Raw genomic sequence first — 26,667 nt, forward strand, 5'->3', positions numbered from 1 at the left:
CGCCGCGGCGGCCGGATCAGGGCGCGGGGACCGGGGCCGCGCTGGGGACGGTGACGGGGGAATCGCAGCTGGCAGGCGGATCCACCAGATGGCAGTCCGAGGGGAAGCGCACCGGCTCGTAACGGGAGGGCACGCCGCCGGCGGTGATGATCTGACGGTAGGTGTCCACGGCGTCGGTGGGTTTGCGGGTCAGGCTCGGATCGGTCAGCACGTCGACGGTGTAGAGGCCGAAACGCGGTGTGTAGGAACCCCACTCGTAGTTGTCGGTGAGACTCCAGTAGTTGTAGCCGACGAGGTTCATGCCGTCGGCCTTGGCGCGCTGCAGCCAGTAGACGGTGTCGCGCAGGTGATCCGAGCGGGTGTAACCGTCAGCGCGGGGCTTGCCGTTCTCGGTGGGCATCCCGTTCTCCACCACCCACAGCGGCTTGCCCGGGAACTTCTGCGAATAGTGTTGCAGCGCATAGTAGATGCCCTCGGGCCGGATGGGCAGCTCCCACATCCCGGCCGGCGGCGCGCCCGAACCGTCGGGCAGGTTGACGGCATTGGACCTGGGCGGCTCGAGGCCGAAGTAGTAGTCCACGCCGATGAAGTCGAGCTTGCCGCCGATGCGGTCCATGAGCGGGCCGTTGACCTGCGACTCCGAACCGGCCACATACCCGACATTGCTGGTGACCAGCGCCTTGGGCTGCACCTGGTGGATGTAGTCGTAGATCTGGTTGTGCACCTGGGCGACATCGTCGAGCATCTGGTCGGCGTCGGTGTCGTTGTGGCGCACCTCGTGCATGATGTACGCGACCGGCTCGTTCACCGTGACCCACACCGGATTTCGCGAGGTGTAGCGGTCGACCACCTTGCGGGCATTGGCCAGCCAGTCGTCCACCATGCCCGGATTGCGCCAGCCGCCGCGCTCGGCCTCCCAGCCCGGATACACCCAATGGTCCAGTGTCAGCATGGGTTCCATGCCATTGGCCACGATGTCGTCGACGAGCCGGTCGTAGAAGGCGAACCCGTCCTCGTCCCAGACCCCGGGCTCGGGCTGCAGCCGTGCCCATTCGATGCCGATGCGGAACACCTTCGACCCGAGGCTCGCGGCCAGGGCGATGTCACTGGGGTAGCGGGAGCGGAAGTCGATGGAGTCGCGGTAGCGGTCCCAGCCGGGATTGGCGTCGATGTACTGCATCCAGTTGCTGTCGGGCGCATGCCCCTCGGACTGGAATCCCGACGCGGCCACGCCCCACAGGAAGTCCGGGCCCAGGCTGCCGCGCGTGCCGGCCGCGGGCGGCGGCGTGGCCGGGGTGGCGTGGGCGATGCTCGCCACCGGGAGCAGCATCGCGGCGGCCGCGAGCGAGGCCAGGACGAGGCGGTGCAGTCGTCTGCGCATCGGGGCTCCTCCTCCGGGACGGGTGGTAGGAATGTCCCGAATCGGAGCGTAGCTGCTGGTTAACTGAATTCCGGGGCAGCGGCGGGCGTGTCGCGGTGTGGGACCGGTCTCCCCGACCCCCGGTCGGCGTCCGGTTTTCCGGTCCGGAAAAGCCGTGCGGGGCCGTCACCAGCCACATTACCCGCCTGCGCGCGATCCGCGGTGTCGGAGCCGGTCGGTACACGCCTACCGTTCGAGTCGTACCGGCCTGTGGCCCAAGCAGTTCCACGAGGGGGAGTCACAGTCCGGTGCAACCAGCCGGCGTTCGAGCGTGTCACGGAGTCAGCGGGGCAGGGCGACCGGGTCGGCGCAGCTGTCGAAGGCGTCCACCAGCGAGCAGGTCGCGGGCGGGCGGGTCGGCAGGTAACCGGCGGGCACGCCGCCGTCGTGGGTGATGGCGCGGTAGGCGTCCACGGCATCGGTGGGGCGGCGGGTCAGGCTCGGATCGGTCAGCACGTCGACGGTGTAGAGGCCGAAACGCGGTGTGTAGGAACCCCACTCGTAGTTGTCGGTGAGACTCCAGTAGTTGTAGCCGATGACGTTCATGCCGTCGGCCCTGGCGCGCTGCAGCCAGTAGACGGTGTCGCGCAGGTCGTCGGCGCGGGTGTAGCCGTCGGTGCGCAGCGCGCCGTTCTCGGTGGGCATGCCGTTCTCCACGATGTAGAGCGGCTTCCCGGGGAACCGGTGGGCGAAGTGGCGCAACGTGTAGTACAGGCCATCGGCCTGCAGCGGCAGCTTCCACAGCGCCGACGAGGCGAAGTTGGTGTACTCGGCGGCCGTGTCGGGGGACAGGCCGTAGTAGTAGTCGATGCCGACGAAATCCAGCTTGGCTGCGATCGCATCGAGCATGGCGCCGTTGACGATCGGATCCGCGGCGGGCACGTAGGCGACATTGCTGGTCACCATGGCGTCGGCCTGGCGGGCGTGGATGTAGTCGTAGATGCTGTTGTGCGCCTGCGCGAGTCGCGCCTGCATGGCCGGCACGTCGGCGGCGGGCAGCCCCCCGTTGCGGACCTCGTTCATGATGTAGGCGAAGGGCTCGTTGATGGTGACCCACATCGGGTCGTCGCCGGCGTAGCGGTCGACCACCGTGCGCATGGTTGCCAGCCAGTCCTCGACCATGCCCGGATTCGCCCACCCGCCGCGATCGGCTTCCCACCCCGGATACACCCAGTGGTCGAGGGTGATCATCGGCCGCATTCCGGCGGCCCGGATGGCCGCGATCACCGTGTCGTAGAAGGCGAATCCGTCCTCGTCCCACACCCCCGGCTGCGGTTGCACCCGCGCCCATTCGATGCTGAGCCGGTAGGTGTCGACGCCCAGATTCGCAGCCAGCGCGATATCGGAGGTATACCGGTCGTAGAAGTCGACGCTGTCGCCGTAGCGGTCGTAATCCGGGTGGGTGTCCACGTACCGGCGCCAATTGCTGTCGGGCGCATGGCCTTCGTTCTGGAACCCCGCCGCGGCCACACCCCAGTGGAAGTCGGAGCCCAGTGCGGGCAGGTCCGACGGGGCGGGCGCCGCTCCGGCCGGGGTGCCGGTCGCGAGCAGAGCGGTGGCGGCCACGGCGAGGGCGGCGACGGCATGGCGGCGGGCGTGCGTACGCATGGTCTCCTCATTCGGCAGGCAGCGAATCGGGCAGGCGTCCGGCATTATTGCCGACGCGCGCCCACACGACCCGGGGTTCGGCCGAATAGTCCGGTCCGGGCACGACGTCGAGATAGCGGGAGGCCAGCGCGCCAAGCTGACCGCGCACCGGGCTCGTCGCCGCTCACCAGGAAACCCGGCCGGCGTCGTCGAAGTATCCGCCGGTGGGCCCGTCGTCGTCGAGAGTCGCCAGGCGGATCGCGATGCGGGCGCCGTCGGCGGCGGTGCGGGTCACGCCGGGGAGATCCTTGGTGAAGTCGGTCGCGCAGGGACCGGGATCCGCGGCGTTGACCTTGATGCCGTCGCCATCAAGGTGTTTGGCGTATTGGACGGTGATGTGGTTGAGAGCGGATTTGGACGGAGAGTAGGCGACATTCGCGGGCAGGCCGGTGAAGTAGTCCTCCGGGTCGGACATGCGGCTGATCGAGCCGAGGCCGGAGCTGACGTTGACGATGCGGCCGCGGCGTGAACGTCGCAAAAGCGGCAACATTGCTTCGGTGACGGCGACAACGCCGAAAACGTTGGTGGCGAACACCGCTCGGAGTGTGTCGAGTTCGACTGAGCCGGGCTGCTGGTTTCGGCGAGGGCCGGCGATACCGGCGTTGTTCACCAACACGTCCAGGCGCCCGTGTCGCGTGGCGATCCACTCGGCCGCGGCGGTGGGGTCGTCAGCTGTAGTGACATCCAGCCGGATCGCGTGGGCGTCGATGCCGTCGCTACGCAACCGGGCAGCGGCTCGTTCGCCCTGGTCCGAATCACGAGCACCCACCAGCACTGCCGTGCCGAGATGTCCCAGTCCAGCGGCGATTTCGTAGCCGATACCGCGATTGGCGCCGGTGATCAATGCGATCGGCGTGTGTTCTGATGTCATATCGCCAGCTCAACACAGCAGCGCCGCAGGCACCAGGACCGAGTTGGTCTGCACCGATACCTTGGAGGAATGGATCTGCTGGAGACTCGGGAGCTGGTCTATTTCGTCGCCGTCGCCGAGGAACTGCATTTCGGGCGGGCCGCGCAAAGAGTCGGTATCGCCCAGCCCGCGTTGTCACGGGCGATTGCCCGGCTGGAACGGCGCTTGGGCGTGGCGTTGCTGCACCGCAACAGCCGGCATGTCGAGCTCACCGACGGCGGAAAAGTCTTGTTGCGGGAGGGAACTCGCGCGCTCGACGCTGTCACCGCGGCCGTCTGCCGCACGCGGCGCGCAGGCACGGACACCCACTTGGTACTGGCAATGAAGGCGGGCACCGGCGCCGGGGTGATCGGCGAGATCGTGCGCAGCGTGGGTTCCGCAGTACCTGTCGAGACCGTGCACAGTGTCGACCAGCGGATAGCGATGCTGCACGGCGGCCGCGCCGATGTGGCGCTGCTGCATCGACCGAATAATGATCTCGCCGGGCTGCGCACCCTCGACCTGATCACCGAGCCCCAGATCGCGATCCTGGCCCCCGATCATCCGCTGGCGTCGCGGGACATGGTGTCCATGTCCGATCTCGCGGGCGAACCGATCGCCCGGTGGCCGGAGACGACTCCCGGACCGGGCACGGAAGATCGCCCTCTGATCCGCGACACCGGCGAGCTCACTCACCTCGTCACCGCACACCGCGCCACGGCACTTCTTCCCGAGTCCGCCGCAGGCCAGGTCCCGCGCAGCCTGGTCTGCCTGCCGGTCGCAGATGCCGAATTGACCACCGCGGTCCTGGCCTGGCTGCCGGAAACCGATTCGCCGGCCCTGGCAGTCTTCCTGGATCACGCTCGCCGCTGGATCACCAGCCGCAATGGCAGACCGGACCTCGTCGCTACACGAAGCGGCCGACTCCTCGACCGGGGCGCCTCGAGCACACGAGACGAATCGGCGAATACCTCAGATCAACGAGACTGCCTCAGCTTCAGCGAGACTGGACGGGCCGAACCGGACGCATTCGTGCGTGCCGGTCTGAGGAAATCACGAAGCGCCACTGCGCCTACGACTCCGGCGAGGAAGTAGCCCCACCTGGCAACTCGCACGGGCCACGCTGTTCATGGTGCAATGCCTGCACGGCACCCATGTCTCGGGAACGATCGTTCACGAGACACGTTGGGCCGCTCCGGATTCCCGCAGGTCGTATAGGCGGGCGCGCGCGGTCTCGGTGGCGGACACGGCGAGGACGCTCACTCGGCGGGCTCGTCGCCGCGCGGGTTCGGGCCCCAGCCCGGTCGGCCGGGGCCGCGGTGCTGCGGGTGGTCCGGACCGCCCGGTTGCCCGGGCCCGCCGAAGGGCCAGCCCGGAATCTTCGGCATGCCAGGCATTTTCGCCCAGTCGGGCGGCTGCGGCATGGGTGGCATCTCGGGCATGGGCGGGACCGGCGGTACCGGCGGGATCTGGATACCCGCGGCGGGCCCGCCGAAGCGCTGGAATGCGGCTTGGCGTGAGGTGCCGAAGATTTCGCCGACCTCGGCCCAGGTGCGGCCCTCGTCGCGGGCCTGGCGGACCAGGGAGCGCAGTACGTCGTCGACGACGCCGTCGAGGCTGCGGGCCGCGCGCAGCGCCGCCATGACCGAGGGTGCGGGCTTGCCGTCGCCGGGCCGCAGCACCTCGGCGACGAATTCGGCATTGGTGGACAACAGTTTTGCCAGGACCGCGCGCTCGTCGGCGGGGTCTCTGTGTCGGGGATCACTCATGTGTAAATGCTGCCTTTACGCGAGAACTTCTGTCAAGGAAGGATTTACACACTCGCGGATACTGGCCATTAGCTGAAAGGGGGGCGGCGGGTTTGCCGCACCTATAACGTGGTCGTCAGCGATCAGGAGGTGCTGGGTGAGGACACCGACGACATGACCGATCCCGAGAGATGCGTGGCCGAGCACGAGCTGTTCGAGCTGGTCCGCAAGGCCGGATTCGAGGGGCCGGCCTGGAAACTGCTGGCGGACAGTCTGGTTCGCCACGCATTGGCCGTTTTGGGGCCGTGGGTACGCAGCGGCTGGATTTTCTCGGTGGCCGAGCAGAAGCGCATGCCGCTTCGCCCGACCGCGCAGGAACGACTGCTGGTGGAGACCCGCTTCACCGAGGACTTCGTGCAGGAGACCATCACCCGCGCGCTGGAGCGCTTCCGCCGCAATGCCCGCGACGGCGACGGCTGGAATGCCGACCGCGGCCTCAGCCTGGGCAGCTACTTCATCGGCGCGTGTGTGCTGGCCTTCGTCGAGCACTTCCGCCGCAGCCGCCGCACGGGCGACCTCTACCAGTTCCAGGCCGCGGCCCCGGTGACCATCGTGACCGAGGATGGCCCTGACCTGATGGAGGTGCTGGCCTCCGCCGAGGACGTAGCCGGTTCGGTGGTGGACCGGCTGGCGTTCCGCAGCCGCCTGGCCGAGCTCGGCGACCGCGACCGCGGGCTGGTGTGGGGCAAGGCCATGGGCCTGACCGGCCGTGAAGTCCAGCATCTGTTCGACTTCCCGTCGGTGAAGGCGGTCGAACAGCGCTGGGCCCGACTGAAAGGCGACCACGGCTGGATGACCGGCCTCGACGGCAAGGAGGCGGCCGAATGAGCCCCGACCGCGCCCCGGACCCGGTGGCCCGCATCGCCGAGCTGCTCGAGCGGTCGTCGCTGAACGAGCCCGCGCTGCAACGGCTCTACGCCCGCATCCCGCACCGCGTCGCCGAACTGCACGCCACCCCGACCACCGTCCCCGCGCCCGGATTCGCGGCCCGGCTCAACAGGCTCTTCGAGGTCGTGCCCGCCCCGGGCGAGCGCCCACACACCAACTCCGAGGTGGCCGCCCAGCTGACCGCGTGGGGCCACCCCATCTCCAAGCCCTATCTGAGCCAGCTGCGCTCGGGCGTGCGCACCGACCCCTCTCGCGAGACGATTGCCGCGCTGGCCCGCTTCTTCCGGGTCCGGTCGGCCTATTTCGCGGACGACGCCTACACCACCGCCGCCGACCGGGACTCCGAACTGATCGCCGGGCTGCAGTTCCACGGCCTGCGCAAACTGTCCACGCGGGCCTTCGATCTGAGCGAGGAGTCCCAGAACCTGCTGACCTCCATGGCCGATCGCCTGCGCGTCACCGAGGGTCTGCCCGAGGTCGGCGGCGGGGTCGATTGATCGCCGAACCCGGCCGCGCCTGATATACGAAATATCTTGCGGCGATGCGGTCCTGCGCAAGCGCTGGTCTGCCACCGTGTCCGGGTGCCGAACCACGAACGTCCGCTGATCGATCCCGCCTCCGACACCGCGCCCGCCGAGGCCGGACTGTCGCTGGCGCGGCGCTCGGCAGCCGAGTTCGCCGGAACCGCGGAGCTGGCGGCGGTCGTGATCGGCTCCGGGATCGCGGCCGAACAGCTCTCGCCCGGCGATTTCGGACTGCAGCTGCTGGAGAACTCCACCGCGAGCGCCCTCGGCCTGGCCGTGCTGATCCTGGCGTTCGGCCCGATTTCGGGCGCCCACCTCAATCCCGTGGTGTCACTGGCGGATTGGCTCGGCGGGCGGCGGCAGCGCACCGGGCTCGGCATCCGGGAACTGGGAGCCTACATGTCGGCGCAGTGCGCGGGCGCGATCGTCGGTGCCTTGCTGGCCAACGCCATGTTCGACCGCACTCCACTCCAGATCGCGACGCACCATCGTGTCACCGGCGGCCACCTGCTCGGCGAAATCCTCGCCGCCGCCGGGCTGATCACCGTGGGCTTCGCCGCCGCCCGCCAAGGCCGCGGTACGAGCGCCGCGGCCTTGGCCGCGTACCTCGGCTCGGCCATCTGGTTCACCAGTTCGGGTTCCTTCGCAAACCCAGCACTCACCGTGGGCCGCATGCTCTCGGACTCCTTCACGGGCATCGCCCCGGCCTCGGTGCCCGCGTTCGCCGCGGCCCAGATCGTCGGCGGCCTCGCCGGTTCGAGCCTGATGACCCTGCTGTACCGGCCGGCCGGGACCGACTAGGGGTGGCGCGTCGTCGAGGGGACCGCGAAGGAGGCGCGGTCGCCCGACCAGCCTCCGGGCGGGACCAGCTTGTCGAGCTCGGCGAGATCCTCGGCGCTGAGCTCGACCGCGGCGGCAGCGGCGTTCTCCAGAATGCGCGCCGAGCGGCGGCTGCCGGGAATCGGCATGATGTCCGGTCCCTGCGCCAGCAGCCAGGCCAGCGCCAGTTGCCCGGCCGAGATGCCCAGGCGCGCGGCCAGGTCCCGCAGCGCCGCCACCTGCGCGAGATTCTCGTCGAGATGCTCGCCCTGGAAGCGCGGGTCATTGCGCCGGAAGTCGCTGTCGGCGACCGTGGCAGAATCCAGTGTGGCAGTGAGTAATCCGCGCCCGAGTGGGCTGTAGGGCACGATCCCGACCCCGAGTTCGCGTGCCACCGGGACGATATCGCGTTCGGGTGCGCGCCACAGCATCGACCACTCGAACTGCACCGCCGCGATCGGGTGCTCCGCCACCGCCTCCCGCAGTTGCTGCGGGGTGGCCTCCGAGATGCCCAGGTGCCGCACCTTTCCGGCCTTCACCAATTCCGCCATGGCTCCGACGGTCTCGGCCACCGGCACCTCCGGGTCGATCCGGTGCAGGTAGTACAGGTCGATCACCTCGCGCCCGAGCCGCTGCAGCGATTCCTCGCAGTAGCCGCGCACATGCTCGGGCTTGCCGTCGAGTCCCACGCCGGTCTCGGTCCGCACGATCCCGAACTTGGTGGCCACCAGGGCGTTCGTCCCCGCCAGCGCCTGTCCGACCAGCCGCTCATTGTGCCCGCGCCCATAGCTCATCGCCGTGTCGAACACGGTGATCCCCGCGTCCACCGCGTCCCGGATGGCCGCGGCGGACTCGCCGTCGTCGGCCGCCCCGTACCCCTGGGAGAACCCCATACACCCCAGGCCGATCGCCGACACCGTCACACCATTCCCGAGCCGCTGTTCACGCATGCCGCCCATCGTGTCAGCCGCGCCCGCCACCGACCAATCCGAATTCGAATGAAATCCATTGATTGCCAGATGGATCGGCGCACCTGCCAGTCGGCGGCGGTGATCTTGGCCAGATCGACCAGGAACGGGAGCCGTTCGGGACTCATGAGCGTGGTCGTTCCGCGCAGCCTCAGCGCGAACCGGCAGGGCGCGCCGGGCGTCTGGATGGGGCGGCCAGCGTGCGGAAGCCGGGGTCGAGTTCCTCGTCGTTGTAGGCGTAACCGCGTTCGCGGGTGCGGACCAGCTCGCGCCGGAGTTCGGCCGGGGTGGAGGCGGATCGGGTGGTGCCCTCGTCGTAGGGCGCGCATCGAGAACGGCCGCCTGGTCGCCCTGGCCGGCAGCGGCATCGAGACCGTCGCGGACCCGAAGGGCAAGCGGGTGGGCATCGCCCACGGGTCCCGGCAGACCACCCTGCTGCTGTTCGCCCTGGACCCGGTCTCGGCTGGGCCGAAATCGAACCGGTGGACACCGATATCCACGATGGTGGAAACCTGCTGCGCAGCGGTGAACTCGACGCCCGGGAGGCCGCCCCCGCGTGGCCGGCCCTTCGGCGTCGGTCCGGTGACCGCGGAGTTCCTCGATGAGCAACAGCGCGCGGCGGACCTGCTGACGGCCAACGGCTTGCTGCCCCGGCGGATCGATGTGCGGTCGTTCCCTGGATCGCCGATGCTGTCACTGCCACGACGGCGGCCGCCGCGGGCTGAGGCCGCACGAGCAGCGCCCGTCGCCGCGTGGCATCCGGCAGAGACGATTTGCCGAAGCGGTCTCCACCGAATGCCATTGGCCATTTTGCTGCCGCAACCGGGAGGTTGCTGGCGTGCGAGCAGGGCTGGGGGCGCGCACCAGGGGCGGGGAGAGCGCGGAACCCGGGGCGGTGGTCGAGTGACCAGTTGGTAGGCCGTGGACCTCGGGTTCGGGTCGCCCGGCTGAACGGGTCCTTCCGCACCGGGGCTTCAGGATGCAAATCGGGGGAAATGCTGTGAGCTGCAGGGGCTCCGGGTTGCGGTTTGCTCGGAGATACCGAAAGGTTAGGGGAGACAGAGGATTCTGCTATGGTGGCTCCGCCGATTTCAGGATCGGCCGGACGACAAGAGAATTGATGAATCAAGACAACGCCGTGCTGCTTTCCTGGGTTCTTGCTGCCGCGCTGCTATTCGCCGTGGTCGGGCTGCTGTTTCTGTGGCGTGCCATGCGCGCCGAACGCGGGCGGGTTGCCGCCCTGCGCGAGGAGCAGGCCAACCGCGATGTCGCGGTCGAGGACATGATCGTGAACCTGACCGAGAACGTCGTGCCCGCCATCGGCGCGGCCGTCCGTCGCTCGGACCCCGACAACCCCACCGTGGACCTGCCGATCGTGCTCGAGCAGTCGCGCATCGCGGAGCTGGTGTGGCAGTGGACCGCCCGCTGCGGCGAGGAGCTGCAGAAGGTGGCCGCCGAGACCAGCGACCGGGTCCGGCGCGAGGCCGAGACCGAAGCGCAGCTCGCGGTGGCGCAGGCCGAATCCGAGCGTGAGACCGCGGTGGCCCAGGCCGAGGAGGTGGCTCAGCTGACCATCGCCCAGGCCGAGGAGGCCGCCCGCGTCGCCGTCGCGCAGGCCGGGGAGGCCTCGCGCAGCGCGGTCGCCGAGGCCGCCGACAGCGCCCGCGCCCAGGTGGAGGGCTCCGCCCGCGAGGCCACCTCGGCCGCGGTGCGCGCCTTCGGCGCCTCGGTGGTGAGCCTCGGCGCGGACGTCAGCCAGGTGCTCAGCGCCGCGCTGCGTCAGCACCGCAATGACGAGACCTTCGAAACGCTCACCCGCATCGACCATTCCGTGCAGCAGATGATCCGCCAGGCGCAGTCCTATGTGATCGTCTGTGGTGGCCTGCCCGGCCGCCGCTGGCCGCAGCAGACCCTCACCGACGTGGTGGGCGGCGCCACCGGCCGGGTCCGCGACTACACCCGGGTGCGCGCCACCGAACTCGACCGCCCGGTCGTGAGCCGCGCGGTGGAGCCGCTGGTGCACACCGTCGCGACGCTGCTCGACAACGCGCTGCGCTACTCGCCGCCGACCTCCTACGTGGACATCGGTTTCCAGGAGGGCCACCACGGCATCACGGTGATCATCGACGACGCCGGTGTGCGGATGAATCCCGAGCAGCTCGAGGAGACCCGCCGCGTCCTCGCGGGCGACCAGCTCGTCGACATCCATGCGCTGGGCCCGACCCCGCGCGTCGGCTTCCCCGGCGTGGCCGCACTCGCGCGCCGCTACGGCTTCTCCGTCTACATCGACGGCCCCAATATGTACGGCGGCATGCGCGCCATGGTCTTCATTCCGGAGACCCTGCTGGCCGCGCCCGCCCCGACACCCGTGGCCGTTGCTGCCCCGACCCCCGTGCCGGCGCCCGCCCGGATTCCGGCACCCGACCCGGAACCCACGGTGGTGGCGATGGATTCGGTGTCTCAGGAACTCACTCCCGGCGGCCTGCCCAAGCGGCGCCGCCGCTCGGCGTCGGTGTCGGTGGCGACACCCGTGCGCCCGGTCGTCGTGGATTCGACATCCGCGCGACCCGACATCGCCGCTGCCTGGCACAGCGGCTCCCAGCGCGGTCGAGCGGCCGCGTTCGAGCACTCCGAAGGGATGACATCGTGACCGGTACGCCCGCGACGGCCGTCAGTGACACCAACCGGCTGGCCTGGTTGCTGGACGATCTCGAAGCGCCGGGGGTCCGGTTCGCCGTCCTGCTATCCGAGGACGGCCTGCGCATCGCCCACACGGGTGGCGTGAGCATCGACGACGCCGAGCGTTTCGCCGCGGCCGCCTCCGGCCTGCGGGCCCTAGGCAAGGCGCTCGCCGAGTTCTGCGGCGGCACCTCCGACAATGCGGTGCGCCAGAACATGACCGAGTACGCCGACGGCATGATCTTCATCACCGCCGCCGGAGCCGGTGCGCTGCTGGGTGTTTCGACCACCCAGGACGTCGATGTCAGCCTGGTCGCGCACCGGATGAACGAACTGGCCCTGCGGGTCGGGCGCGAGCTCGGCAGTATGTCGCGGACCAGGGCGGATCTGCCGCGCTCATGAGTCGGCCGCGGCGCGACCCCGATCTGGTCCGGGCGTATGTGCGCACCGGCGGCCGATCGCGCCCGACGCGGGTGCTGGATCTGGTCAGTCTGGTTGTCGCGGTGGCCGATCCGGCTCCCGGCGCGTCGCCCGACGCCCGCCGCATCATCCAGCTCGCCCGCCGCGGCGTGCTGACGCTGGCCGAGTTGGCGGCCTATCTGGACCTGCCGCCGTCGGTCGTGAAGATCCTGGTGGCGGATCTGCTGGACAGCGGCCATTTGGCCGTCCCGACCCCGGTGGAAGCGCTGCCGGGCAAAGCCCTCTTGGAGGAGGTACTCGATGGACTCCGCGCTCTCTCCGCATGAGCGCGTCGTCGACTATGTGCCGCAGACCGTCACCCGCACCGTAAAGTTGCTGGTGGCCGGAAACTTCGGCGTCGGGAAGACCACGTTCGTGGGCAGCGTGTCGGAGATCCGGCCGCTGCGCACCGAGGAGACGATCACCGAGGCCAGCGTCGGCGTCGACGATATGGCCGGGCTGCCGGGCAAGACCACCACCACGGTGGCCATGGACTTCGGCCGCATCACCCTGAATCCGCGTCTGGCGCTGTACCTGTTCGGTACGCCCGGCCAGCGCCGCTTCGTGCCCATCTGGGAGGACCTGGCCGTCGGCGCGCTGGGCGCGCTGGTGCTGGTCGATACCCGCCGGCTGGAGAAGGCCGACGAATCGCTGTCCATCCTCGAGGAGCGCGGTGTGCCGTTCGCGGTGGCCGTCAACGACTTCGAGGGCGCGCCCAAGCATTCGCTCGACGAGGTCCGCGATGCGCTGGACCTCGACCAGGGCACGCCGCTGATGCGGCTCGACGCCCGGGACCGCAATCCGTGCCTGCAATCGCTGATCACCTTGGTCGAGTATCTGTTGGAGCCGCGCGTCTAGCCGTATTTTCCACGGGCAGAACATCATTCGTGGTGAAAGGCCCGGCCCGGCCGCCTGCGTGACGCATCTCGCAACGCCATCCATCCGAGCTGGAATCTGCGCTACGGTGAGCGCTTCCTGCCGGGTGAAGCGAAAGAGTTTCGGAATGCCGTTTGCGAGCCGCGGATCGGTCAAGATCCACTACACCGATACCGGCGGGCCGGGGCCGGCGGTGGTGTTCGGGCACAGCCTGTTCATGGACCAGGAGATGTTCGCCCCGCAGATGGACGCGCTCGCGCCCGACTACCGGATCATCGCCATCGATTCGCGTGGGCACGGGGCCAGCGAGGACGACGAAACCCCGTTCAGCTACTGGGATCTCGCCCGTGACGCCTGGGCGGTGGTGGACGAGCTGGGCCTGGAGCGCGTCGTGGCGGGCGGGGTCGCGCACGGCGGGTTCACGGCCGTGCGCATGGCGCTGCTGGCGCGGCCACGGGTGGCGGGGCTGATCGTGATCGGGTCGAGCGCGGAGGCCATGACGCCGCAGCGGCGCGCCGGGTATCGCGAGGTGCTCGACATGTGGGCGAGCAGCGCGACACCGGGGCCCACCATCAAGATGGTGTGCTCGCTCATGATCGGGGCCACCGCCGACGATCAGCAGCCGTGGCGGGCGAAATGGGCCACCGCACCGCGTAATCGGATGCGGCTGGCGGGCGAATGCCTGGTCAACCGTGACTCGGTGCGCGAGTTGCTCGGCGACATCGCCTGTCCGGCGCTGGTGATCCGCGGGCTGGCCGATCAGGCCACGAGCGCCGAGGAGGTCGCGGAACTGGCTGCCGCGCTGGGCAGTCCGGCCCCGGTCCACACCATCGCCGGGGCCGCCATGACACCGAACCTCACCCACCCCGGCGAGGTCAACGCGCTGCTGCGGGAGTTCCTCGCCGCCCTGCCGTCCTGATCAGGTCTCGACCAGCCCGAGGAACAGCTGGTGCGCCGGGCCCGGCGCGGTCCCGCGATAGCGCTGCACCCGCACGTCGAACACGGTGGCGGTGCGCGGATCGCGCAGGGTGAAGGTGGGGTCGTGGCGGCCGATGTGCACATGCCCCGCGGTCCACAGCCGCCGGAAGTCGGGCTGCTCGCCCAGTTCCCGCAGCAGCCGGTCGATACCGTCGCGGTCGCGGGTCCCGGCGGCGTAGGCGCGGAAGCGCCCGACCATCAGCCGGGCCTCGCGCTCCCACTCCTCGACCACGAGGCGTGCCCGCGGGTCGGTGAACATCCACCGCAGCACGTGCCCCTGCCGCGACAATCCCGGCAGGGCCGCGTCGAAGGCGCTGTTGGATGCCACCACGTGCCAGCCGTCGTCGAGGGCCGCCGCCAGATGCGGCAGCAGCGCGTCCAGAATTGTGCGCATCGGGCGCACCGCCGGATCCCCGCCGCGCAGCGCCCGCACGGACGACACGGCCGGGCGCTGCTGGGCCAGGTGGTAGAGGTGGATGCGCTCGGCCACATCCAGTTCCAGCACGGCCGCCAGCGAATCCAGAATGGCCGGGCCGGGATTGAGCGCCTCACCTTGTTCGATCTTGGCGATATAGCCCAGGCTGGCGTGGGTGGCTTCGGCCAGCTGCTTCCGGGTCAGGCCCGCCGGATGCCGGCCGGTGGCCCGTGCGCGCCGTTCGCGCACGAACTCGGCCAGCGTGGGCGCGCGCAGCCCCTCGGCGGTCAGCAGCCCGAATTCGTTGTCGGCCAACGGCATCCCCTCGAACAGATCAGCGTGCCTCCACCCTAGGTGCCCGCCCGCCGCCGGGTGCGGTGGAACGACGAGCCGGGGTGCCCTGACTCGGCGGTACCACCGCCGGTGGTCGCGGTGAGGAAGCCTGTTTCGCGCAGTGGTGCTCGCGAATTCGCGTGCTCATGACTGGGGTATCCGAGCGGTTGCCAAACGGCGAGCTCGCATTCGATATTGGCCGTGCGAGGGACGGCAGCGGCGCCGGCCGGGGAGTCGATGGGGCGGTATCGGCGAATAGCGAGGAGCGGCACCGGAAATGGCCAGTAATTCATTGTCGGGCGACGAATCGGGGCTGCGGTCGCGCCCGATAGTGATCGGGGAACAATCGTTTCCCTATTATTTCGGCCGCGACTGCGTCACCGAGATCGGTGCGGCCATCGCCGCGCTGGGCGCGGACCGGCTGGTATTCATCACCGATGACGAGGTGCTGTCCCGCTACCGCCGTGATATCGACCGGCTGGCCGGATCGATTCCGTCCCTGATCCTTTCGCATCCGTCCGGCGAGTCGATGAAAACGCTGACATGCCTGTCCGGCCACCTGGAAACCGCTTTGCGCGCGGGCGTCACGCGGCGTTCGGTGGTGGTGTCCTTCGGTGGTGGCGTGCCCGGAAATCTGGCGGGGCTGATGGCGAATCTGCTGTTCCGGGGTGTGCGGCTGGTGCACGTGCCGACCACGACCATCGCCGCGATGGATTCGGTGCTCTCGCTCAAGCAGGCCATCAACAGTGGCGTGGGCAAAAACCATCTGGGCACCTATTACGCGCCGGAGGCGGTATTCACCGACGTCGAGTTCTTCACCACCCTGCCTGAGCGTGAATTGCGCTCGGGCCTGTGCGAAATGGCGAAGAACTGCCTCGCGATCGACCCGTCCGCCCTGGCGGGGTTGCGGGAGGTCATCGGGAATATGACCGCACCCGATTCGCTGCTGTGGCTGCTGGACGCCAGCATTGCCGCGAAATCCGCGGTCACCCGCGACGACACGTACGAGCGAGGCGCCGGCCTGGTCCTCGAATACGGGCACACCGTCGGCCACGCCATCGAGATCTGCGATCATCGCGTGCGCGGCGCGGCCGGGTTGCCGCACGGCGCTGCGATTGCGCTGGGAATGCTGGTGGCCGCGCACATCTCGCACGCGCGCGGGTGGCTGTCCGACGACGAGGTGAGCGTCCACTACGAGATCGTCACCGGTCTGGGAGTGGAGCCCGCGCTGCCGGATTCAGTACGCATCGACGATGTGCTCACGGTGGTCGCCGACGACAACAAGAAGGGCTATCTGCCGCCCCGGCCCGATCTGGTGCCGTTCGTGCTGCTGCGCGCGCTCGGTCGCCCGGAGTGCACCGGCGACCTGCCGCTGGTGCCGGTGGCGGTGCGCGAGATCCGCGCCGCCCTCGACGTGATCGCCCAGCCGTCGGCGTCCGCGCCGGTCGTGGTCGGGTAGGCCCGCCATGCTCGCGATACACGGCGGCACACCGGTGCGCTCGGCGCGTCCGTGGCCGCGCTGGCCCCAGTACGACAATCGCACCGCCGCGGAACTGCTTGCCGCACTGCACTCGTCGCGCTGGTCGGTCACCTGGTACAGCCCGAGCGGCGGCAAGTCCCGGGAACGATTGTTCGGGGAGGCGTTCGCCCGTTACAACGGCGCGGATTACGGGGTCAGCGTCGACCACGGCTCGAGCGCCCTTGTCATCGCGCTCGAAGCGCTCGGCATCGGCCCCGGCGACGAGGTGATCGTCCCCGCCATGACCTGGGTCGCCCCGGCCACCGCGGTGCTGCGGGTGGGCGCGGTCCCGGTGCTCGTCGACGTCGATCCCGCCACCGGCTGCCTCACCGCCGACCACCTCGGCGCCGCGATCTCGGCACGCACCAGAGCGGTCATCGTGGTGCACCTGGCCTGTACCGCAGCCGAACTCGACCGGATCACCGCGGCCACCGACGCCGCCGGGCTGGCGCTGATCGAGGACTGCTCGCAGGCCCACGGCACCCGATGGGCCGGACGCGCGGTCGGTACCTTCGGTGAGATCGGCGTCTTCAGCCTCGGTGCCGCGAAATCCCTGGCCGCCGGGGAGGCCGGGGCCGCGATCACCGGCAGCCACGAGCTCTACCGGCGAATGCTCATGCTGCGCGCCGATTCCCGCGGATACACCGACTCCGGTCCCGCGCCCGGGGAGTACGAACTCGTCGAGGACGGCACGGTCATGGGCGCGAACTATTGCATGTCCGAGCTGACCGCGGCGTTGCTGCTCGACCAGCTGCCACGCCTGGACGACCAGCACACGATCCGCGAGACGCGCGCCAAGGAACTGGAAGCGGGGCTGCCCGGAATCCCCGGGCTGGCACCCGTCCCGGTGCCCGCTCCGGTGGACCGGCGTGCCGTCTACGAATACGGAATCCGATTCACGCCAGGCACTTTCGGTGACGCCACCGTCGACCAGGTGGCCGCGGCCCTCACCGCCGAACTGGGCACCAAGGTCTACCCGCCGCGCGTGCCCCTGCACCGCAGCTCTCTGCTGCGCCCGCACACCAAACCCCGCTTCGCGCGTTGGTGGGCCGACGCCGTCGAACGCGCCGCCGGTCGCCGTTTCCCCGGAGCCGACGACTACCGCGACCACACCCTGCTGCTGCACCACAGCGTGCTGCTGGGCCGGCGCGGCGACGTCGACGACATCCTGACCGCGCTCGACAAGGTGCGCGCCCACGCCGCCGACCTGCCCGCACACCCGGCCCCCGACCCGAAAGGCATGGCATGACATCGGAACTCATGGCGGACTGGGAGAGCCGCATCATCGACGGCATCATCACCCGCCGGGCCGTCGAATCGGACTGGGAGGAGTTGCGCGGCCGCTACGCCCGCGCGTTCGGCGGGGTGAAGACCCACGACTTCGAGGCGTGGAAGCGGCAGTTCCGGCTCGAGGACATCGCCGTGGTCGAGGACGTCTCGGTAGCGCGGGAACCGCGCATCGTGGGGACCGCCGCGATCATCCGCACCACGGTGACCGTGCCCGGCGGTGCGCAGCTGTCGGTCGCGGCGTGCGCGCAGGGCATGGTCGCCACCACCCACCAGAAGCGCGGCATCTACGCCAAGGTCCAGGCCGAACTCATGACCATCGCCATGGAGACCGAAGCGGATGTGCTGGCCGCCATGCCCGGCCCGGGCGGCAGCTACGCCTATGTCGGGGTCACGACGCACACCCGGCACCTCCGCATCGACCGGGGGCGCGCGAAACTGCGGGTCTCCGAGCGGGATTCGGCCTCGGTGCGGGAGGTCGGGCTGGCGGAATCGGTGGGGGAGCTGCGGCAGATCTACGCGCTGTGGCAGCAGGCCACCCCGGGCGCACTGGATCGCGGCGAATCCTGGTGGGCCAGTGCCATCAGCCCGCAGTCCTTCATCATCGTGCACCCGGACGGCTACGTGATCTACGACCTGGCCGGGAATACCGTGCTGGTCAAGGACTTCTGTGCGCTGACCGTAGCCGCGCACCGGGAACTGCTGCGGTGCCTGCTGGGACAGGGCGAGTACACGGAGATCCGGATGGACGCCGCGCTCGACGACCCCACCCCGCTGCTGCTCGAGGACTCCCGCGCGGCCGCGGTGACCGGGATCGACGCGGGCCTGTGGATGTGGATCCTGAACCTGCCCAAGGCCATCGCGTCGCGGGAGTTCCGCGGCGACTTCCACGGGGTGGTCGAGGTCGCCGACCCGTGGGGCCTGAGTTCCGGCGCCTACCTGCTCGACGTCGCCGGCGGTCACGGTAGCTGGTCGCCCGTCGAGAAGGCCGCGGCCGATGTCCGCATCGGCCCGCTGGAACTCACCACCGCCTATTTCGGTGCGCACACCCTCGGCGAGCTGGCGCGCGCCGGCCGCGTGGAGGAGATCACCACCGGTGCCCTCGAGGCCCTGGACCGCGCCTTCACCCCCACTCGGCAACCGTTCAACACCACGCCGTTCTGATCGAACTCCCCTGAGGACAGCACCGCCATGACCATGCCGCCCCCTCCGTCCATCTGCCCCGTGACCGGGATCGTCGGATCCGGGGTCACCCGGGTCACCACGCCCACCGGCGATCCGGCCTGGCTGGCCACCGGTTACGAGCTGGTGCGCGACCTGTTCACCGATCCGCGGCTGGGCCGCGCGCATCGCACGCCGGAAACCGCGGCGCGGCTGGGGGAGTCGGCCTTCTCGGGCGGGCCGATCGGCAATTTCGACACCGAGCTCGAGGATCACGCGCGCATGCGCACCCTGCTGCAACCGCACTTCTCGCCCAGGCGGATGCGGGAGCTGCGGCCGCGGGTCGAGCAACTCACCTCGGAGCTGCTCGACGCGATGGCGGACCGGGGCTCGCCCGCCGATCTGCAGGCCGCGCTCGCCCTGCCGCTGCCCTTGCTGGTGATCTGCGAGCTGCTCGGGGTGCCGTACACCGACCGGAACCTGTTCCGGGACTGGGTCGATGCGGTCGGCAATGTCACCGACCGCGCCAAGGTCGAGCAGGGTGTGGCCGAGCTGTTCGCCTACTGCCTGCAGCTGGTCGGGGAGAAGCGGCGCGATCCCGGCGACGACGTCGTGTCCCGGCTGTGCGCGATCGACGGCGTCGACGACACCGAAATCGCCACGCACGCCATGGTTCTGCTGTTCGCCGGGCACGAGACCTCGGCGGTGCAGATCGGGGTCGGGGTGCGCATGCTGCTGGAGAATCCCGGCCAGTGGCGGCTGCTGCACGAACGGCCCGAACTGGTGGCATCCGCCGCCGAGGAGCTGCTACGCGCCTGCGACGCCAGCAGCCTGCCCCGGTACGCGCGCAGCGCACTCGAGGTCGCCGATGTGGAGATCGCGGCCGGCGATCTGGTGCTGCTGGGCATCGCCTCCGCCAATCACGACCGGGCGCTGTTCACCGATCCCGAGTGCGTGGACATCACCCGGCAGGAGGCCGCGCACTTCCTGTTCGGCTACGGCCCCCGCTACTGCCTGGGCGCGCCGCTGGCCCGGCTCGAATTGCAGGTCGCCTTTGGGCAACTCGTGCGCCGATTCCCCACCCTGACCCTCGCCGTCGACCCGGCCACCCTCGCCGAGCGGGACGAGGTCTTCACCGGCGGACTGACCGCGCTGCCCGTGCGCTGGTGACCACCCTTCAGCACCGAGGACTCACGATATGGCTCTCGCCACCACCGATTCCGCGCCCCTCGTCATGACGCAGCGGCGCATCTGGCTCATCTTCGCGGCCCTGTCCGCCGGACTGCTGCTCGCCAGCCTCGATCAGATGATCACCGGCGCGGCCATGCCCACCATCGTCGGTCAGCTCGGCGGCGTCCCGCACATGGCCTGGACCACGACCGCCTACCTGCTGGCCACCACCCTCGTCATGCCGTTGTACGGCAAATTCGGCGATTTGTTCGGGCGGCGTTGGCTTTTCCTGTTCGCCATCACCGTGTTCACGGCGGCCTCGTTCGGGGCGGCGATGTCCACCGGGTTCTGGGAGTTCATCGCCTTCCGCGCACTGCAGGGCGTGGGAGGCGGCGGGCTGATGATTCTCGCCCAGGCCACCATGGCCGATGTGGTGCCGGCCCGGGAACTCGGCAAATTCGGTGCGCCGATGGGCGCGATCTTCGGGCTCACCGCGGTCGGCGGGCCCATCCTCGGGGGCGAGTTCGCCGATCACCTCGGCTGGCGGTGGTGTTTTTGGATCAATGTGCCGATCGGGTTGGCGGCCTTGATCATTGCCGCGCGATATCTGACCCTGCCCAGCAAACGGCCGACCGTGCGGCCGGACTATCTCGGGGCGGCGCTGATGAGCGCGGGCACCACCCTGCTCATCCTGATCAGCGACTGGGGCGGCAAACGCTATGGGTGGGGCTCACCGACCATGCTCGCCATGATGTTGACGGTGGCGGTGGTGATCTCGGTATTCATCGGCGTGGAATCGCGGGCCGCCGAACCGATGCTCCCGCTGGGACTGTTCCGCAACCGCACCTTCGCGACCACCTCGCTGCTCGGGTTCACCATGGGGCTGATCATGTTCGCGTCGGTGGCGTTCGTGCCGACGTTTCTCCAAATGGCCACGGGCGTCTCGGCATCGGCGTCCGGGCTGCTGTCGATTCCCATGACCATCGGCATGTTCCTGACCGTGTCCGTCACCCTGGGCGCGGTGACGCGCACCGGCCGCTACCGGGTGTATCCGCTACTGGGCGTGGTCATCATCGCCGCGGGCATGATCTGGATGACGCGCCTGGACGCGCACACGCCGGCGTGGGTGGTATCGGCGATGCTGTTCGTCATCGGACTGGGGATCGGCATGGTCATGCAGCTGCTGGTGCTGCTGGTCCAGAATGCCGTTCCCGCAACGGATGTCGGGACGGCGACGAGTGCGAACAACTACTTCCGTGAGATGGGCGGTGCGCTGGGCGTCGCGATCTTCGGCTCCATCTTCACCCACCGGCTCACCGGCAATCTGGACGCCGCCTTCCGGGAGCACCCCGGCGACGTGCTGTCCGCCGGGGTCAACCCGGCGGCCCTGCCGCCGGCGGTCGTCAACCAGCTTCCGGCGGCGCTGCGCGATGCCATCGTCGGGTCCTACGCCCATGCGCTGGTTCCCGTGTTCGCGTACCTGCTCCCCGGCCTGGCGATCGCTTTCGTTGTGGCCCTGCTGATTCCACATGTTCCCCTGGCGGACGTATCCGGTCTGGTGGCCCGCAAGGAGGCGGTCCACGACGCCGACCGCGAGGGGCACGACGAGAAGGAACCCACGACGATCCTGGGCACGCCGCCCGCCTGACCCGATCCCGCCGCTCCGGACCGGGCTGTGCACGTGGCGAAGGATCTCGGCCGACGGGCCGCTGGAGAGCTACGGGTCCGGGGGTCGTAGGGCTGGGGCGAGCGGCGAAAAGTCATGTGGGGCAATCGTGCAGGGGTGGGTATGGTGTTGATGCTGTCGGGGACGATCGTCGAACTGACCGAGCTGACAGTGGACGATGTCGCGCCGCTGACAGCGGCGGCCGGCGAATCGCGCACCTCCTACACCCACGCCCATGTCCCCGCCGACAGGGCGGGTATGCGGCGCTGGGTGGACCAGGCGCTGGCCGCCCGCGCGGCCGATCGGCAAGTGCCGCTGGTGATCCGCCGGGCGGGTTCCGGTGACGTCCTCGGCACCAGCAGCTTCCACCTCGAACAGTGGCCCTGGCCCGCCCACGTCACCGCGCGGCCCGACACCCCCGACGCCGTCGAGATCGGCTCCACCTGGCTGGCGCAGTCTGCCCAGCGCACCGGCGCCAACCGCGAAGCCAAACTCCTGATGCTCGACCACGCCTTCACCGACTGGCAGGTCCACCGGGTCCGCTTCCGCACCGACGTCCGAAACGCCCGTTCCCGCCGGGCCATCGAACGACTCGGCGCCAGCCTCGACGGCATCCTCCGCGCTGACTTCGCCGGCGCCGACGCCACCATCCGGGATTCGGCGTACTACTCCATCCTCGCCGCCGAATGGCCCGCCATCCGCCCGCAACTGCTGGCCGCGACCCGGGCTCGAGAATTCGCCGACCCGAAGCTCAGCGTCCACCCCCGCGGCGGCATTGCGTAGTACAACTACCGCATGGGAAGAGCGCCAACGGTCGGTCTCTACGTTCTCGCACTGATAGTCGTGGTCGTCGGCGTGGACATCCTCTTCTTCCGAAACCATTTCTGGGAACGCCTGATGGTGAACATCGGCATCGTCCTGATCTTCGCAGCCTTCTACTTCAGGTTCCTGAAGAGCTAGCGCCGTGCGAGGCCGCTGCGAGATCGATGCGAAAGCGAGCTCGGGCAGCCACTGGCTCCCGACGCACCAGGCCGAACACCGGCCTTCCGAGCCCGCCTCGGCGGACTGCGCGCTGCGGGTCAGACGAGTTCGACCTCGTCGAACCGGACGGTGAAGCTGTGGCGGCGTTCGCTCAGGACGCCGCCCTCCCGATGGAGGAGGCCCTCACTGAAATCGATGCGTAGTTCTTCCCGGCCCTTGTCGACGGTACGCACGACGCCGCAGATTCCGATGAACGGCCCCTCCGGGAAGTACACGACATCGCCCGGACCATATTCGGTAAAGCCCACGCGGCCACAGTAATCCACGCCGCTGTTCTTCGCCCGTGGGCGCGCTGGCGTGATCTCCTCCGTCCAGTGTGTTGAACCAGTAATTCGTTGAACAAGTGAGTTGCAGGCTCTTCTGTTACGGGTCGGCCGGTGGAAGTGACCGATTTGTCGGATGGGGTCCCGGACTGCGCGTGAAAGACAACGACAATGGCTTGACCAGCGGTGTATCTCTGCTGCTCGAGCACGTGCGCGACCGCCAGCACCGTCTCCTGTGCGGCCTCCCGGCAACACGGCCTCGATGGTGTGCCGAGCGACGGACACGGTGGTCGGCTGCCCGTCGCGAATGGCGATGCCAGGCTCCGAAGTACGGGGCCTGGCATTGCTGGGAGACGCCGGTGTCAGGGTGCGATGTGCACAGCCGGCGGGTTCCAGATCCCGTCGAGGGCTTCGATGCCGGGCCAGTAAAGACGCAACATGAGATTGAACTCGCCTGCCCCGGGTGCGGGCAGCCAGTTGGATTCCTGCTCCGGGCCAGGGTTCTGGCTTTGAATGTAGATCTCGACCGACCCGTCGGAGTTCACCCCCAGGTCTTCGCCGCGCACCGCGTAGCGGTTCAGATCATTGGCGATGAAGTAGCCGTTCTCGTCATACATGGTCAATGACCAGAATCCACCTACCTGCGGCACCTGATCGGCGTCGAACCGCAGAATGTAGTCGTTGTCGCCGGACAGCGGCGCTGATCGGCCGTCGACGTACGCGGCGGGATAGATCGCGTCCTCGGGCAGGTTCGCGCCCAGACCACCGTAGGCGACCGTGGAGCGGAACAGGTACTCCGTGCCATAGAAGCCTATCCCGGACCGGGTGGTCTGCCAGCCGTTCTCGGGTGCGGCATCGAAGGGCACTTCGATCTTGGAAAGCGCTTCTGGCCAGGCCAACTCCCACACCGCACGATCGGCGGCGGGCAGTTCGTTCAGGTTCAGTTTCTGTTCCGGTGTCCAGCCTGCTTCGGCCAGTTGCGCGAGTATTTCCTTGTCATCGGGGAGGGGCTGTCGGTGCGACAGACTGGAGTAGTACAGGTCCCAGTACTGCTGCGGGGTGAGGCCGGCGATATAGGCGGGGACCTCCTGTCCAGTGGGCCAATCCGGGTGCAGGTCGGTGTTCTCCGGCGGAACATAGGCGGTCCCGTAAGCGCTCAGCGGCACCGCCGTGAGCCGATCCTGGATGTCGTTCACAATCGCGACATCCGCAGGCCCGTCGACCTGGATGCGGCCGATGATCCAGCCGCTGTCGGTGGGCATCGGGTACTCGAGCACCCCCTCGGGCAAGGTGCCATGCCAGTTCGGCCCGGTGATGGCGAATTCATAGCCGCCTCGGTCACCGAGCGTGCGTGTGCCGGGCGAGGCCTGCACATTGGTCCACATGTCCAGGATCGGGAACAAGTAGTAGCGACCCCGCATGTCCGGCACGCCGATGATCAGCGGTTCGACGGACACGTCGTAGAACATCGACGAGTACAAGGTATCGACGTTCGGGCGCACCACGCTGGTGAACGACGCGTCCGGAACGGTGCGCATGTTGGCGAACTGGTTCATCGGCGCGCATCCGTACTCGTTCGGGTAGGGCACGTTCGTCGACTGCCGCCGCGTCACCTCGATAGAAACCAGTGGATATGTGTACACGTAGGCGCTGACCGCCGCGCCCATGCTGACGTCGGACCTATCACTCATCGAAGCACCCCTCCTCGGGACCAACATGATCCAAATCGATTGCTATGGTGATGATTTCGACTCCGATGCTAGCCCTGGCCGACTCCCCTTCGGGCGGGAATCCAACAAGCCCAAGGCCCGATTTCGAGTCGGGCCGTCCCGCCGTCCGCCTTCAGCAGCGTGGTCCACACGTTCACCGTCGTGGTCTTGCCGCCGTTCGGCCCGAGCAGCGAGAAGATCGTTCCCGCACCGATATTCAGATCAATACCGTCGCGGATCGTCTTGTCCCCGTATGCCTTCCGCAGCCCCGAGGCCGCGATTGCTGTGCTGTTCATAACGGCCGAAATGCCGTGTTAGTGGGGGTTCCGGACTGGTGAGATCTCGTATTCAACTGTCGCGAGTTGTCGGAGGAGTCCAGCCGACGGCTGACCGGGGTTATCAGGCGTGTGAATCCGACTGTTGTGCAGCATCACCCGTCAGCGAGGCGTTGAATGGTTGAGCCGAGCCAAGCCTGGAGATCGGCGGGGTCGCCGAGTTCGGCTCGCAGGACTCGGCGGCGGGTCGAGACGCCGAGCACAAAGGCATCGATCGCGGCGGCGCGGTTGCGGGCGTCCGCGTCGTCCAGGCCGCTGTTGCGCAGGTAGCGGTGCAGCGGCTCCAGCGAGTTGCTATCGAGGAACGCGGCCAATGCTTCTGCCGCCTCGGGGCGTTCGCCGGACGCGCGTTGCAGCACAAGCAGCGGATCCTGCCCTGGTGCATCGAACCAGCGCTGGACGATGCTCGCCGCGAGGCGCGAACCCAGGGTGGCGCGGTCGCCGTCGAACGAGTCCAAGACCGGGATCTCCACCTGGGTTGCCGCAAGGAAAAGGCCGTCCTTGCCGCCGAAATAGCGGGTGATGAGGTTGGGTGACACACCCGCCGCGTCGGCCACGCCCTTGACCGTGATCGCCGTGAACCCGTGCTCGGCGAACTGGCGTTGCGCGTGCTCCAGGATCCGCTGCCTGGTAGCGGCCGCGTTGCGAAGAGTCATGTGTACGAGGATACACATTATGTGTACGCTGATACACATGATTGATGAGGCGCGGGAACGACTCCGGCGGACGCGGCGGGTCACGACGCCGTGGAATGACGACGGAACGCGCGGTATCACCGGCGCTCGACTCGATGAACTGCTCGACCGCTGGGCGAATGGGTACGACTGGGGTACGCACGAACGCCGCATCGGCGAGTTCCCTTGGGTGACAGTGCAAGTGGACGATACCGAACTGCGGGTGATCCACCAGCGGTCCGCGGACGCCGATGCCCCGGCTGTCGTGCTGCTGCACGGTTGGCCGGATTCGGTGTTGCGGTTCGAGCGCGTCCTGCCGTTGCTCGCGGACATGCACGTGGTGGTTCCCGCGTTGCCGGGGTTCCCGTTCGCCACCCCGCTCACCACAGCCGGTATGTCGGTCAATCGCATTGCCGGGATCGTCGCGAACGCTCTGGATGGGCTCGGCTACTCCCGATACACGGTGTCCGGCGGCGACGTGGGCGGTACGGTCGCGGAAATCCTGGCCGGCGAACATCCGGATCGAGTGGCCGCCCTGCACCTCACCAACATTGCCCCGCTGCGTGCGCTCACCGCCGACCGGGCGAAGCTCTCGCCCGACGCGGTCGCCTACCTCGACCGTGCGGCGCAATGGTTCCGGACCGAGGGTGGATACATCTCGACGCAGTCGACGCGTCCGAACACCCTCGCCGTCGCCCTCGGCGACTCACCCGCCGGGCTCGCGGCGTGGATCATCGAGAAACTCGAATCCTGGTCCGACGCATCCGCCTTCACCACGGACGAGCTGCTCACCTGGGTCAACGCATACTGGATCACCGGCACGATCGGCACGTCGTTCGCCACCTACGCTGAACCGGGCACGCTTCCCGTCCGGATCGACACACCGACCGTGCTCTCCGTGTTCCCGCACGACCTCAAACCGGAGCCACGCAGCTACGCCGAAGCCTTCCTGAACATTGGCGACTACGTGGAACACCCAGCCGGCGGCCACTTCGCCGCCTGGGAACAGCCCGCGGCTTACGTCAACGACCTACGCCGCGCGATCGAGTTGGGTGGCGAAACGGAACGTCAGCGGACAGCTCGCACACGAGTCGCTCAGAGTCTTGTTTAAGCGCTGGTTGCGAGATCCGCGACGATGG

General features: G+C 68.8%; 29 protein-coding genes and 1 pseudogene. 18 read left to right on the forward strand and 12 right to left on the reverse strand.

The window, feature by feature from the left end:
• Positions 1 to 16 precede the first annotated feature (16 nt).
• From ACIRRA_RS35060 to ACIRRA_RS35075, 4 genes are all read right to left on the reverse strand, one after another.
• Complete coding sequence (locus ACIRRA_RS35060; protein WP_402777138.1) at positions 17 to 1,381, reverse strand: family 1 glycosylhydrolase; 1,365 nt, start codon at positions 1,379 to 1,381, stop codon at positions 17 to 19.
• Positions 1,382 to 1,702: 321 nt separating this feature from the next.
• Positions 1,703 to 3,028, reverse strand: coding sequence for a family 1 glycosylhydrolase (locus ACIRRA_RS35065; RefSeq protein WP_402777140.1), 1,326 nt, complete (start codon positions 3,026 to 3,028; stop codon positions 1,703 to 1,705).
• A gap of 7 nt (positions 3,029 to 3,035) precedes the next feature.
• A complete protein-coding gene (locus tag ACIRRA_RS35070) occupies positions 3,036 to 3,176 on the reverse strand; it encodes a hypothetical protein (RefSeq protein ID WP_402777142.1) in 141 nt (46 codons plus the stop codon).
• Between the two features lie 15 nt (positions 3,177 to 3,191).
• Positions 3,192 to 3,938: an SDR family NAD(P)-dependent oxidoreductase gene (locus ACIRRA_RS35075; protein ID WP_402777144.1), complete on the reverse strand. Its 747-nt coding sequence runs from the start codon at positions 3,936 to 3,938 to the stop codon at positions 3,192 to 3,194.
• Between the two features lie 69 nt (positions 3,939 to 4,007).
• Between ACIRRA_RS35075 and ACIRRA_RS35080 the strand changes: the two genes are divergently transcribed.
• Positions 4,008 to 5,051: a LysR family transcriptional regulator gene (locus ACIRRA_RS35080; RefSeq protein WP_402777145.1), complete on the forward strand. Its 1,044-nt coding sequence runs from the start codon at positions 4,008 to 4,010 to the stop codon at positions 5,049 to 5,051.
• Between the two features lie 164 nt (positions 5,052 to 5,215).
• On the opposite strand, the gene ACIRRA_RS35085 is transcribed toward ACIRRA_RS35080, so the two are convergent.
• Positions 5,216 to 5,725 carry a hypothetical protein gene (locus tag ACIRRA_RS35085; RefSeq protein ID WP_402777147.1) on the reverse strand — a complete coding sequence of 170 codons (510 nt, stop codon included), beginning with the start codon at positions 5,723 to 5,725 and terminating at the stop codon, positions 5,216 to 5,218.
• Between the two features lie 108 nt (positions 5,726 to 5,833).
• On the opposite strand from ACIRRA_RS35085, the gene ACIRRA_RS35090 reads away from it, so the two are divergent.
• From ACIRRA_RS35090 to ACIRRA_RS35100, 3 genes are all read left to right on the forward strand, one after another.
• A complete protein-coding gene (locus ACIRRA_RS35090; protein WP_402777149.1) occupies positions 5,834 to 6,592 on the forward strand; it encodes a hypothetical protein in 759 nt (252 codons plus the stop codon).
• 116 nt (positions 6,593 to 6,708) lie between these two features.
• Positions 6,709 to 7,149 carry a helix-turn-helix domain-containing protein gene (locus tag ACIRRA_RS35095; protein ID WP_402777240.1) on the forward strand — a complete coding sequence of 147 codons (441 nt, stop codon included), beginning with the start codon at positions 6,709 to 6,711 and terminating at the stop codon, positions 7,147 to 7,149.
• 84 nt (positions 7,150 to 7,233) lie between these two features.
• Positions 7,234 to 7,977 carry an aquaporin gene (locus tag ACIRRA_RS35100; protein ID WP_402777151.1) on the forward strand — a complete coding sequence of 248 codons (744 nt, stop codon included), beginning with the start codon at positions 7,234 to 7,236 and terminating at the stop codon, positions 7,975 to 7,977.
• Here ACIRRA_RS35100 and ACIRRA_RS35105 read toward each other — a convergent pair.
• Together ACIRRA_RS35105 and ACIRRA_RS35110 are read right to left on the reverse strand one after the other, a co-directional pair.
• Positions 7,974 to 8,945 (reverse strand): aldo/keto reductase, encoded by a 972-nt coding sequence (locus ACIRRA_RS35105; protein WP_402777154.1) that lies wholly within the window; start codon positions 8,943 to 8,945, stop codon positions 7,974 to 7,976. The genes ACIRRA_RS35100 and ACIRRA_RS35105 overlap by 4 nt on opposite strands.
• Before the next feature lie 169 nt (positions 8,946 to 9,114).
• The gene (locus ACIRRA_RS35110) at positions 9,115 to 9,228 is read right to left on the reverse strand and encodes a hypothetical protein (RefSeq protein ID WP_402777242.1); all 114 of its coding nucleotides are present in this window, start codon (positions 9,226 to 9,228) and stop codon (positions 9,115 to 9,117) included.
• Positions 9,229 to 9,287: 59 nt separating this feature from the next.
• On the opposite strand from ACIRRA_RS35110, the pseudogene ACIRRA_RS35115 reads away from it, so the two are divergent.
• The 6 genes and pseudogenes from ACIRRA_RS35115 to ACIRRA_RS35140 all read left to right on the forward strand — a co-directional run.
• A pseudogene (locus tag ACIRRA_RS35115) lies at positions 9,288 to 9,688 on the forward strand (ABC transporter substrate-binding protein); the annotation flags it as partial.
• A gap of 395 nt (positions 9,689 to 10,083) precedes the next feature.
• Positions 10,084 to 11,613: an ATP-binding protein gene (locus ACIRRA_RS35120; RefSeq protein ID WP_402777156.1), complete on the forward strand. Its 1,530-nt coding sequence runs from the start codon at positions 10,084 to 10,086 to the stop codon at positions 11,611 to 11,613.
• On the forward strand, positions 11,610 to 12,044 hold the full coding sequence (locus ACIRRA_RS35125) for a roadblock/LC7 domain-containing protein (RefSeq protein ID WP_354832976.1): 435 nt from the start codon (positions 11,610 to 11,612) through the stop codon (positions 12,042 to 12,044). The genes ACIRRA_RS35120 and ACIRRA_RS35125 overlap by 4 nt, the downstream gene beginning before the upstream one ends.
• The gene (locus ACIRRA_RS35130) at positions 12,041 to 12,388 is read left to right on the forward strand and encodes a DUF742 domain-containing protein (protein WP_357008692.1); all 348 of its coding nucleotides are present in this window, start codon (positions 12,041 to 12,043) and stop codon (positions 12,386 to 12,388) included. Before ACIRRA_RS35125 ends, ACIRRA_RS35130 begins: the two co-directional genes overlap by 4 nt.
• Entirely contained in the window at positions 12,363 to 12,959 is a 597-nt protein-coding gene (locus ACIRRA_RS35135) for a GTP-binding protein (RefSeq protein ID WP_402777159.1), read from the forward strand. Before ACIRRA_RS35130 ends, ACIRRA_RS35135 begins: the two co-directional genes overlap by 26 nt.
• A gap of 145 nt (positions 12,960 to 13,104) precedes the next feature.
• Complete coding sequence (locus ACIRRA_RS35140) at positions 13,105 to 13,896, forward strand: alpha/beta fold hydrolase (protein ID WP_402777161.1); 792 nt, start codon at positions 13,105 to 13,107, stop codon at positions 13,894 to 13,896.
• Here ACIRRA_RS35140 and ACIRRA_RS35145 read toward each other — a convergent pair whose 3' ends face one another.
• A complete protein-coding gene (locus ACIRRA_RS35145) occupies positions 13,897 to 14,685 on the reverse strand; it encodes a helix-turn-helix domain-containing protein (RefSeq protein ID WP_402777163.1) in 789 nt (262 codons plus the stop codon).
• Positions 14,686 to 14,980: 295 nt separating this feature from the next.
• On the opposite strand from ACIRRA_RS35145, the gene ACIRRA_RS35150 reads away from it, so the two are divergent.
• From ACIRRA_RS35150 to ACIRRA_RS35180, 7 genes are all read left to right on the forward strand, one after another.
• Positions 14,981 to 16,162: a 2-deoxy-scyllo-inosose synthase gene (locus ACIRRA_RS35150; protein WP_402777165.1), complete on the forward strand. Its 1,182-nt coding sequence runs from the start codon at positions 14,981 to 14,983 to the stop codon at positions 16,160 to 16,162.
• Positions 16,163 to 16,169: 7 nt separating this feature from the next.
• Positions 16,170 to 17,471, forward strand: coding sequence for a DegT/DnrJ/EryC1/StrS family aminotransferase (locus ACIRRA_RS35155; protein WP_402777167.1), 1,302 nt, complete (start codon positions 16,170 to 16,172; stop codon positions 17,469 to 17,471).
• A complete protein-coding gene (locus tag ACIRRA_RS35160; protein ID WP_402777169.1) occupies positions 17,468 to 18,673 on the forward strand; it encodes a GNAT family N-acetyltransferase in 1,206 nt (401 codons plus the stop codon). Before ACIRRA_RS35155 ends, ACIRRA_RS35160 begins: the two co-directional genes overlap by 4 nt.
• Before the next feature lie 60 nt (positions 18,674 to 18,733).
• Complete coding sequence (locus ACIRRA_RS35165; RefSeq protein WP_402777171.1) at positions 18,734 to 19,840, forward strand: cytochrome P450; 1,107 nt, start codon at positions 18,734 to 18,736, stop codon at positions 19,838 to 19,840.
• Between the two features lie 28 nt (positions 19,841 to 19,868).
• Positions 19,869 to 21,488, forward strand: coding sequence for an MDR family MFS transporter (locus ACIRRA_RS35170; protein WP_402777172.1), 1,620 nt, complete (start codon positions 19,869 to 19,871; stop codon positions 21,486 to 21,488).
• A 141-nt stretch (positions 21,489 to 21,629) separates the two neighbouring features.
• On the forward strand, positions 21,630 to 22,289 hold the full coding sequence (locus ACIRRA_RS35175) for a GNAT family N-acetyltransferase (RefSeq protein ID WP_402777244.1): 660 nt from the start codon (positions 21,630 to 21,632) through the stop codon (positions 22,287 to 22,289).
• Positions 22,290 to 22,301: 12 nt separating this feature from the next.
• Positions 22,302 to 22,466, forward strand: a complete 165-nt coding sequence (locus ACIRRA_RS35180; protein WP_402777174.1) for a hypothetical protein — start codon at positions 22,302 to 22,304, stop codon at positions 22,464 to 22,466.
• 119 nt (positions 22,467 to 22,585) lie between these two features.
• Here ACIRRA_RS35180 and ACIRRA_RS35185 read toward each other — a convergent pair whose 3' ends face one another.
• From ACIRRA_RS35185 to ACIRRA_RS35200, 4 genes are all read right to left on the reverse strand, one after another.
• Positions 22,586 to 22,795: a hypothetical protein gene (locus tag ACIRRA_RS35185; RefSeq protein WP_402777175.1), complete on the reverse strand. Its 210-nt coding sequence runs from the start codon at positions 22,793 to 22,795 to the stop codon at positions 22,586 to 22,588.
• Positions 22,796 to 23,172: 377 nt separating this feature from the next.
• The gene (locus ACIRRA_RS35190; protein WP_402777177.1) at positions 23,173 to 24,501 is read right to left on the reverse strand and encodes a DUF1254 domain-containing protein; all 1,329 of its coding nucleotides are present in this window, start codon (positions 24,499 to 24,501) and stop codon (positions 23,173 to 23,175) included.
• Positions 24,502 to 24,569: 68 nt separating this feature from the next.
• Positions 24,570 to 24,815 (reverse strand): hypothetical protein, encoded by a 246-nt coding sequence (locus ACIRRA_RS35195; RefSeq protein WP_402777179.1) that lies wholly within the window; start codon positions 24,813 to 24,815, stop codon positions 24,570 to 24,572.
• Between the two features lie 134 nt (positions 24,816 to 24,949).
• The gene (locus ACIRRA_RS35200; protein ID WP_402777181.1) at positions 24,950 to 25,510 is read right to left on the reverse strand and encodes a TetR/AcrR family transcriptional regulator; all 561 of its coding nucleotides are present in this window, start codon (positions 25,508 to 25,510) and stop codon (positions 24,950 to 24,952) included.
• A gap of 37 nt (positions 25,511 to 25,547) precedes the next feature.
• On the opposite strand from ACIRRA_RS35200, the gene ACIRRA_RS35205 reads away from it, so the two are divergent.
• A complete protein-coding gene (locus ACIRRA_RS35205; RefSeq protein WP_402777183.1) occupies positions 25,548 to 26,639 on the forward strand; it encodes an epoxide hydrolase family protein in 1,092 nt (363 codons plus the stop codon).
• Positions 26,640 to 26,667: the final 28 nt, after the last annotated feature.

The organism is Nocardia sp. NPDC101769 (assembly GCF_044766925.1).
GTDB lineage: Bacteria > Actinomycetota > Actinomycetes > Mycobacteriales > Mycobacteriaceae > Nocardia.